The following is an 8,623-nucleotide window of genomic DNA, read 5'->3' on the forward strand; positions in this document are numbered from 1 at the left end:
TCCTTGCTCTTCAGCCTGCAAATACCGACGCGCTGGTTCAGCTGGGTTTCACCGAACTGGGTCTCAATGACCGCCGGCCGCGCGGAGCGCCTTTTCGCAAGCGCTGTCCATAGCGCCTGCTTACACCGACGCAACGTTTGGACAGGCCCAGGTCGTAAGCACATGAGTTGTCCGGATTAGGTAGCACATGAGTTGTCCGGTTTTATCGCCAGCGAATGGAGGCTGGGGGTGAAGCGGGCGGCATGGCTACAGGACCTGAGAATGCAGAAGTTTCGAGACGTATTGAGCCGCTGGAATGGCGGCGATCTATCGATGATGGAGGCGGGCGAGTTGCTGGGCATGTCGGAGCGGCAGTTTCGCCGCTACCGCGACCGTTACGAAGAGGCCGGTGAGGCTGGGTTGCTGGATCGGCGTTTGGGCAAGCTTTCCACGCGCCGGGTGCCTGCGGAAGCGATCGAGGAGATGCTGGAGCTTTATCGCCATCGCTACCTCGGGTGGAATGTGAAGCATTTCCACGAGCACTTGCTGCGCGATCACCATTTCAGCTGGGGCTACACCTCTATCAAGACGCAGCTTCATGCGGCAGGCCTGGTGGAGCGGGCCAAGCGGCGCGGCGCTCACCGGCGCAAGCGCGAGCGGAAGCCGTGCGAGGGGATGATGCTGCATCAGGATGGCAGCCGCCATCGATGGCTCGCGGGTGAGCCGATGCTGGATCTGATCGTGACGATGGACGATGCCACGAGCACGATCTATTCGGCCTTCCTGATCGAGGAGGAAGGCACGGCATCGAGCTTTCAGGGCCTTCTGGAGACGTTCGTCGCCAAGGGATTGCCGTCGAGCCTCTACACCGATCGCGGCAGCCACTATTTCGTGACGCTCAAGGCCGGCGAGGCGGTCGACAAGAGCCGGCTGACCCAGGTCGGGCGAGCGCTGCGGCAGTTGGGCATCGAGCATATCCCGGCCTACTCCCCTGAAGCCAGGGGGCGCTCCGAGCGGATGTTCTCCACCTTGCAGGATCGGCTGCGGAGGGAGCTGGCGCTGGCGGGAATTGCCGATATCGAGGCCGCCAACCGCTTCATCGCACAGACTTACCTGCCGGCTCACAATGCCCGCTTCGCCAGGCCGCCCGCGATCGAGGACAGCGCCTTTGTCGTCGCCGACCCACGGCAACTGGCCCAGATCCTGTGCATCGAGGAGGAGCGCGTCGTTGCCGCGACAACACGGTCGCCTTCGCGCGGCTGCGATTACAGCTGCCGCACAGCCCGATCCGGCATCACCTCGTCAAAGCCACGGTCAGGATCAGGCAGTACCCGGATGGCACCCTCGCAATCTTCCACGGGCCGCGACGCATTGCTCGATACAGCTCTGACGGCGCCGCAATCGAAGAAACTTGCCCCATTAGGCAAGCCGCGTGAACCGCTTCGACGCAAAAACAGAAGCGGACAAATGATCTCCGGCGCCAGCCGGTTACGCGAAGTCTATCAAGGACCGCTCCTTCGCCCGCTTTGAGGTCTCGTTGCCCGCGAGGTAGACTGCTCGCATGACCTTCAGGCTTATCTTCCTCGGGACCTCGGCCAGCGTGCCCTCGGCCGGGCGCAATCACCCGGCGCTGTTCGTTGAAGCCGGCAGTCAACGGGTGCTGGTCGATTGCGGGGAAGGCACCCAGCGTCAGCTTCTGCGCAGCGGCGCCGGATTCAGGCGACTTGATCGCCTGCTCCTCACGCACGCGCACTTCGACCACGTGCTCGGGATTCCAGGCTTGTTCTCGACGCTTCGGCTCCGGCAGAGCAAGGACCATGTGACCATTCATGGCAGCGCAGACACTCTTGACGTCGTCGCCCGCATGCTCGCTGGCCTTTGGGGTAAGGGACGCGCGCCGATCCCGCTGCAACTCGTGCCGCTTGCCCCCGGACGCGTGTTCGAGGTGGATGAGTTCACCGTCGATTGCTTTCAAGTTCGCCATCGCGACACCGACAGCTATGGCTTCGTCTTCGAGACGCCGGCGCGTCGTCACCTCCGTTCGGACCGCTTGGTAGCTCTCGGTGTGCCAGACGGTCCGATCCGGAAAGATTTGGCCGAAGGCCGCTCAATTTCTCTTCCCGACGGCCGAACGATTGCTCCCGAAGCAGTCCTCGGACCACCCGAGGCTGGCAAGAAGCTGGTCATTGTAGGCGACACCGAAACCACTGATGGATTGGCCGACAAGGTGAGCGGCGCCGACCTGCTTGTCATCGAAGCCACATTCCTGCAACGAGATGCAGCGATGGCGCGCGAATACGGACATCTGACAGCCGCGGAGGCAGCATCGCTGGCAGCGACCAGCGATGTAAAGCAGCTCGTTCTTACGCACATCTCCGGCCGCTATTACGACGAAGAAATTCTCGCGGAAGCCGTTCAGGTGTTTGCGAACAGCCTTATCGCAACGGATTTCACCACCCTCACCGTCTAGTGGCAGGGCCATGACATTCAGAATTGGCGTCATCTCGGACACGCACGGCTTGCTGAGGCCGGAGGCGGCGCGTTGCCTGGCAGGGGTCGACCACATCATTCATGGAGGAGACATCGGTCGCCCTGAGATCATCACGGCGCTTCGCTGTATCGCGCCGGTTACCGCGATCAGAGGAAACGTAGACACCGGTGGCTGGGCGCTGCCATACGCGGAAACCGAGCTCGTACGCCTCGCCGGGCGAGCAATTTACGTGCTTCATGATCTCAAGACGCTGCAGATCGACCCGGTTGCCCAAGGCATCGATTTGATCGTGTCCGGTCACTCGCATGTGCCGAGGATGGAGACAGTGGATGGCGTGCTTTATTTAAATCCGGGCAGCGCTGGCCCACGACGGTTTAAGCTGCCTGTCACCCTTGCGACGGTCGACATCACTCGAGACAGCATAGAGCCTTCTATATTGGGCTTCGCAAGCGGCTGAACCAATTCAGCGCGCACATCACGCCCGCACCTATATCCGAGTGTCTCCTCGATTTTTCACAAGATGGCAGGCGCGCCGTAACGCGGAGACACGCATTCTTCGCGACTTGTTTAACGGGAGTTCTCGCCGCGTGCGGTGATGGACTGATCCGTCATTTCTGGCGAAACGCTGAGTGGAACGACACAACCAGCGGGCCTAGAATGTAGTCGAGCGCCGTGCGTTGCTCGGTAACGATCATGACTGACGCCGGCATGCCCGGATAAAGCGCAATCTGTGGGGCGGCCGCCAATTCCACGGGATCGACCGCTACGTCCGCGAGGTAATAGGGAAAGCCGGTCTTGGTATCGGTAATGCGATCCGCCGAAATGCGGGCGACGCGTCCATGAATTATGGGTATCGAACGCTGCTTGTATGATGTGAAACGAACTTCGGCGGCCATGTCGGGACGCAGGTTCGATATATCCTCGACGCGAACCTGTGCCTGGACGATCAGTGAATTCTCGGTCGGCACGATGTCAAGGATGGTCTGGCCCGGCGCCACGATCGCACCGATCGAGAAAACGCTGAGATCCATCACTTGGCCATCATAGGGTGCACGCACTTCGGCCCGGTCCATGGCGGCCTGGGCGGCGAACATCTTGGGTATGAGGTCGGACAGGTTCGATTGCGTATCGATCAGCATGGCCGACAATTTGGTCCGGCGCTCATTGGTCAATTGTGCGATCTGGCTCTCGAGCTCAGCTTTGCTCTGTTGGGTGCCGCCGATGGCGCCGAGATTATCATCGATCAAGCCCTGCAAATCCGAGGCCGACCTTTCCAGTTCCAGGACGCGTGGGCGGGTCGTCAAACCGGCCTTGAGCAGCTTCGACAGGCTGGCCTTCTCGCCGATCGTCGATTTGAGCTGGGCCCGGTAGGATTCGACCCGAGACTGCTTGCCCCGTATCTGCTCCTCGAGCTCGGCAATGCGCCGTTCGAGGATCTGCCTTGCGCCGGCCATCGAGGCGCGTTGGCTTTCCAGGTCGGCGATCTGGTTTGCCATTGCGTCCTTGAGGTAGTCCTGGTGCTCCTTGAGGATGTCCTTGGGAAAGGCAACCGCCTGGCTGCCGTCCAATTCGGCGCGGATCCTGGCATCGGTGGCGCGCAACAGTGCATATTGCTGGGCATAGAGATTGAACTCGGACCGAATCCTGGTGTCGTCCAGCTTCAGCATTATGTCGCCCTTCCTGACGACGTCGCCATCCTTAACGCGGATCTCCTTCACCGTACCGCCGTCGAAGTGCTGGACGCTCTTGCGATTGCCTTCCACCTTGACGATGGCATCGGCGAGCACGGCACCGTTCAGAGGGGCAAAAGCCGCCCAGCCGCCGAAAATGCCGAAAAAGGCCATTATGATCAGCAGGCCAATATAGGCCGGCACCCGGATGGAATCCGGAGCCAGGATGCCCGACTCGCCAGGCAGGCTATGGTAAGTGAGGGCACTGTCGCTCATCGATCTCTCCGACCACAGCTCATTGGGTCGCCACCGCCATTGGAGCCGCGCGCTGGTTGAGCAGCGCCACGATCTCGTTTCTCATGCCGAACGCCTCGACGGCGCCATCGCGCAACAGCAGGATCTTGTCGACATTCGCCAAGGTCGAGGGCCGGTGCGAGACGATGATAACAGTGCTGCCGCGGCGCTTGAGCTCGATCGCGCAGTCGCTCAGCGCACGATCGCCATCGGCGTCGAGATTGGAACTCGGCTCGTCGAGAATGATCAGTTTCGGCGTTCCAAACACCGCCCGGGCAAGAGCAATCCGTTGCCGATATCCTCCCGACAGCACGGCGCCGCCCTCCCCGATCTGCGTCTCGTAGCCCTGCGGCAGGCGGATAATCATCTCGTGTACGCCGGCGAGCCGCGCGGCCTCGATCACCTCCTGGTCGACATTGGCCTTGAAGCGCCCAATGTTGGCGGCGACGGTATCGGAGAAGAGTTCGATATCTTGCGGCAGGTAGCCGATGTGATCACCTAATGCGTCGTGCCCCCATTGCGACAGGTCGGCGCCATCCAGCCTGACTGTGCCGCGACTGGGTTGCATGACGCCGGCAAGGTGGCGCGCCAGGGTCGACTTGCCGGCACCGGAGGGGCCAACGATTCCGAGCGCCTCGCCTGCTTCCAACCGAAACGACACGTCGCGCAGAAGCACTTTCTGCTGGCTTTGAATTGCAAAGCTTACCTGCTCGACGGAAATCATGCCGCTGGGCTTCGGCAGGTTGAACGCTCTTTCGTTGCGCGCGCCCCCGTCGACCAGCCTCTCGACCCTTGCCAACGCTGCCCGCGCCAGGATCAGGCTGCGCCAGAGGCCGACGATCTGCTCGACAGGCTGCAACCCCCTGCCCAGCAGGAGGCTCGCCGCGAACATGGTGCCGCCGGTAATCTGCCGTTCGATGACCAGATAGGCGCCGAGGCCGAGGATCAGCGATTGCATGGTGAGCCGCAGGAACCGGATGAGGCCCGACATCAAGGCGGCACGGTCGCTTGCCTCCGCCTGGCGCCGCAGCGCGAGGTTGCGGTCGCGCCCCCAGCGGCGGATGAGACCGTCGATCATCCCCATGGCGCGAACGACTTCGGAGTTCCTGAGGCTCATCTCGGTGAAGTTATAGTTGTTCGTCGCCAGCTCGTTGGCCTGCTTCAGCGGCGAGCGCACGAGATACTCGTTGAGCACGGCCATGCCGATCAGGAGCAGCGAGCAGCCCAGTGCGAAGAAGCCGAGCCACGGATGCAGCAGGAAGATGATGCCGATGTAGATGGGCGACCATGGCAGATCGAACAAAGCGTGGATGCCGCTGCCGGTGATGACCTGCCTGAACGTATCGAAGTCGCGGATCGGCTGGCTCGGCGAGGAACCGGGCGATGGGGCCTCGACGGACGCGGCGAGGATCTTTGCCGAAAGCAGACGGTCGAGCCGGGCGCTGGCACGCGTCAGGATCCAGGCGCGGACCAGGTCGAGACCCGCCAGCGAAAGGAAGGCTGCCAGCAACACCAGGGTCAGCATCACCAGCGTGGTTTCGCTGCCGCTGGTGACAACCCGGTCGTAGATCTGCAGCATGTAGAGGGGGGAAGCGAGGTAGAGCAGGTTGATCGCCAGGCTGAACGCCGCCGCAAGCAGGAAATAGCGGCGGCATGCCCGAAGCGCATCCTTCACAATTCGAGACTTGCTATCCACTTCCAGAACCCCACTCGATACTCGTCAGGTCAGGGAGCCGCCGTAGCCGGCGGCCCTTTTCGCTCACACCACGAAGTCGCTTGAAATCGCTCCATTGCCGATGCCGGTCAGCGTGAATTCCGCCGGATTGTACGAAACGACAGTATGACCCTGGCCGTCATCGGCAAGCTTGAAGGCGTTCGCATCATAATTGCCGACCAGATGCAGCGCGGCGCCGTGGGTGCCGTCCGAAACGGTCAGCGTTCCGCCGCTGCCATCCTGGTTTGCCTGATAGACGGCCGTCGTTCCCGCACCGAACAGGATATCGCCGAGGTCCAGCCTGTCATCATTGGTGATGCCCCCGATCCGTCCGCTGTAGTCGAAGGAATCGTCGAGTTGCAGCGTGCCGGCAGCGTCGTGTCCGAAGGTGACGTCCGTTGACGAGGCGCCGCCGAATTCCAGCTTCGACAAATTGCCGATGGTGGCATCGCCGTCACCGGTAACCTGGCCGTGGATCACGATGTCGCCGCCATTGGCCCAGAGCATGCCTGAATTCGCCAGGCCGCCGGCGACCGTCAAGCCGCCAGAACCCGTTGCCTCGAGCGTTCCGGAGTTGGTGACGACGCTGCCACCGGTATCGATGACCAGCGCGTGCGAGCCGGTGGCGATGATGGTGCCCTGGTTGTCGAGGCTGAGCATGCCGCCGCCCAGCTGACCGGCGCCCGAGATCGTGTTGTCGACGTTGACCAGAGTGACGTCCGGCCCTGTGCCGGAAATCATGTTGGCGGCGCTGTCGGACAGCAGGATCTGCCCGCCCCCCTGCAAGGTCACGCCGTGCTGGATGACCTGCAGCAGTGTATCGCCGCCGGCCGAGTCGAGCGAGATGAGGCCGCTGTTGTTGATAATGCCGCTGAGCGGCAGCAACGCGCCGTCGCCGATCGTCATGGTGCCTGAATTGTTGACGATCGGCGTCTGGTCGAACACGAAATTACTGGCTGTGAGTGCGCCCGAATGCACGCCGTCCAGCGTGATCGACTGTCCGTCGCCGAGTGCGATCACCGCATTGCCGTTGGCATCGTCGGCGATATGCGTCTGGAGGTCGGCGAAGTCCGCCAATCCGTTATAGCCGATGAGATCGATCTGGTCGGCCGCGGCATCGAAATTGTGCACCGTGTCGGCGCCGATCGGTTGCGAGAAGACGAAGAGATCGTTGCCGTGCGAGCCGGTCAGCACGTCGTCGCCGGACCAGGCAAAGATCGGCGAACCCGGTGCGTAGGCCTCGACATTATCGGCGATCGATGCGGTGCCCGTGGTGCCGTCGGCATTGATCCAGGTCATCTCGACATCGAGCACGGCTGCCCCGGTGAAACTGGCCGGCGTGGTAACGGTCAGCCCGTGCAGGTCGTTGGTCTGGATCGTCCAGCTTCCGTCGGCGTTGTGGATCGCGCCGTCGATGGTCCAGCCCGAAGGCACATCCTTCACCGTGACGGTGATGAGCGCGCTTTCATGCGAGGGGTCGGTGAGAGCAAGGTTGATAGGCTCGCCGGACGTGCCGGCGGGAGCTGCATGCGTTATCGAGAACGTGTTCCCGGCTGGATCCGTAGCAGTTACGGTCAACGTGTGGTTTTGGAGCTGCGCCCCATTTGCGATATCTGTAAAGGTCCAAGTGGAACCGTTCTTGACTATCGAAGCCCAGGTGAGCGGTGTTCCGGCATCGGTGATGGTAAAGCTAGAGACCGCGTCGGAAACGCCTGTCACAACAATCCTTTTGCTCGATCCGCCGGACGTCTCGTAAGTCCAAGTCGTAAATGTAGGGTTCTCCCTGTCGATCGCAACCGTGTCGGAGCCGGCACTGCCGGCGTTGCCGGCGGTGTCGGTGTAGCTGCCGGCGGCCACGGACACCGAGCCAGTCGCGGAAACCCCGTCTGTTGCGGTGAAGGTGGCGTGGTAGGTGGTCGCGGTATCCTGCGTGAAGCCGGTGATCGTGCCGTTCGTCGGCGTGATGTCGCCCACGGTGAAGCTGGCGCCCGGCGCCTCGCTGAACGTGAAGGTCACGTTCGAGCTGGGGGTCCCGTCGCTGAGCGAAGCCGCCACGACGTCGACCACGACGGTCGGGTTGAGCCTGTCGATCGCAACGGTGTCGGAGCCAGCGCCGCCGAGGTTGAGGACGGCGTCGGTGTAGCTGCCGGCGGCCACGGACACCGAGCCGGTGCCGGTGAAGCCGTCGTCGGCGGTGAAGGTGGCGGTGAAGACCAGCGGGTCGCCCGTGGCGGCCAGGCCGGTGACGGTGCCGTGGGTTGCCGAAATGTCGGAGGCGTCGAAGCCAACCGGTGCCTCAGAGAAGGTGAAGGTGACAACCGAGCTGTTGTCGCCGTCGTTGAGGGCGCCGTCGACGATGTCGACGGTCAGGGTCGGATTCTGGGTGTCGACGGTGACGGTGTCGGAGCCAGCGCCGCCGAGGTTGAGGACGGCGTCGGTGTAGCTGCCGGCGGCCACGGACACCGAGCCGGTGCC

Annotated in this window: 6 protein-coding genes; 3 read left to right on the forward strand and 3 right to left on the reverse strand. The window is 62.5% G+C overall.

The genetic code is table 11. The features are described from left to right. Positions 1 to 261: 261 nt before the first annotated feature. The 3 genes from LB524_RS04660 to LB524_RS04670 are packed head-to-tail and all read left to right on the forward strand — an operon-like array spanning position 262 to position 2,927. On the forward strand, positions 262 to 1,509 hold the full coding sequence (locus tag LB524_RS04660) for an ISNCY family transposase (protein ID WP_224524005.1): 1,248 nt from the start codon (positions 262 to 264) through the stop codon (positions 1,507 to 1,509). A 31-nt stretch (positions 1,510 to 1,540) separates the two neighbouring features. Further along, a complete protein-coding gene (locus tag LB524_RS04665; protein ID WP_224524007.1) occupies positions 1,541 to 2,449 on the forward strand; it encodes a ribonuclease Z in 909 nt (302 codons plus the stop codon). A 10-nt stretch (positions 2,450 to 2,459) separates the two neighbouring features. Beyond that, on the forward strand, positions 2,460 to 2,927 hold the full coding sequence (locus tag LB524_RS04670) for a metallophosphoesterase family protein (RefSeq protein ID WP_140665582.1): 468 nt from the start codon (positions 2,460 to 2,462) through the stop codon (positions 2,925 to 2,927). Positions 2,928 to 3,078: 151 nt separating this feature from the next. Here the strand turns inward: LB524_RS04670 and LB524_RS04675 are convergent, their stop codons facing one another. From LB524_RS04675 to LB524_RS04685, 3 genes are all read right to left on the reverse strand, one after another. Then, positions 3,079 to 4,416 carry an HlyD family type I secretion periplasmic adaptor subunit gene (locus LB524_RS04675; RefSeq protein WP_015319210.1) on the reverse strand — a complete coding sequence of 446 codons (1,338 nt, stop codon included), beginning with the start codon at positions 4,414 to 4,416 and terminating at the stop codon, positions 3,079 to 3,081. A gap of 19 nt (positions 4,417 to 4,435) precedes the next feature. Further along, the gene (locus LB524_RS04680) at positions 4,436 to 6,130 is read right to left on the reverse strand and encodes a type I secretion system permease/ATPase (protein ID WP_224524008.1); all 1,695 of its coding nucleotides are present in this window, start codon (positions 6,128 to 6,130) and stop codon (positions 4,436 to 4,438) included. A gap of 63 nt (positions 6,131 to 6,193) precedes the next feature. Continuing rightward, a partial coding sequence (locus LB524_RS04685) for an Ig-like domain-containing protein (protein ID WP_263486490.1) occupies positions 6,194 to 8,623 on the reverse strand: 2,430 nt, incomplete at its 5' end.

It is taken from the genome of Mesorhizobium sp. ESP6-5 (assembly GCF_020164695.1).
GTDB classification, from domain to species: Bacteria; Pseudomonadota; Alphaproteobacteria; order Rhizobiales; family Rhizobiaceae; genus Mesorhizobium; species Mesorhizobium australicum.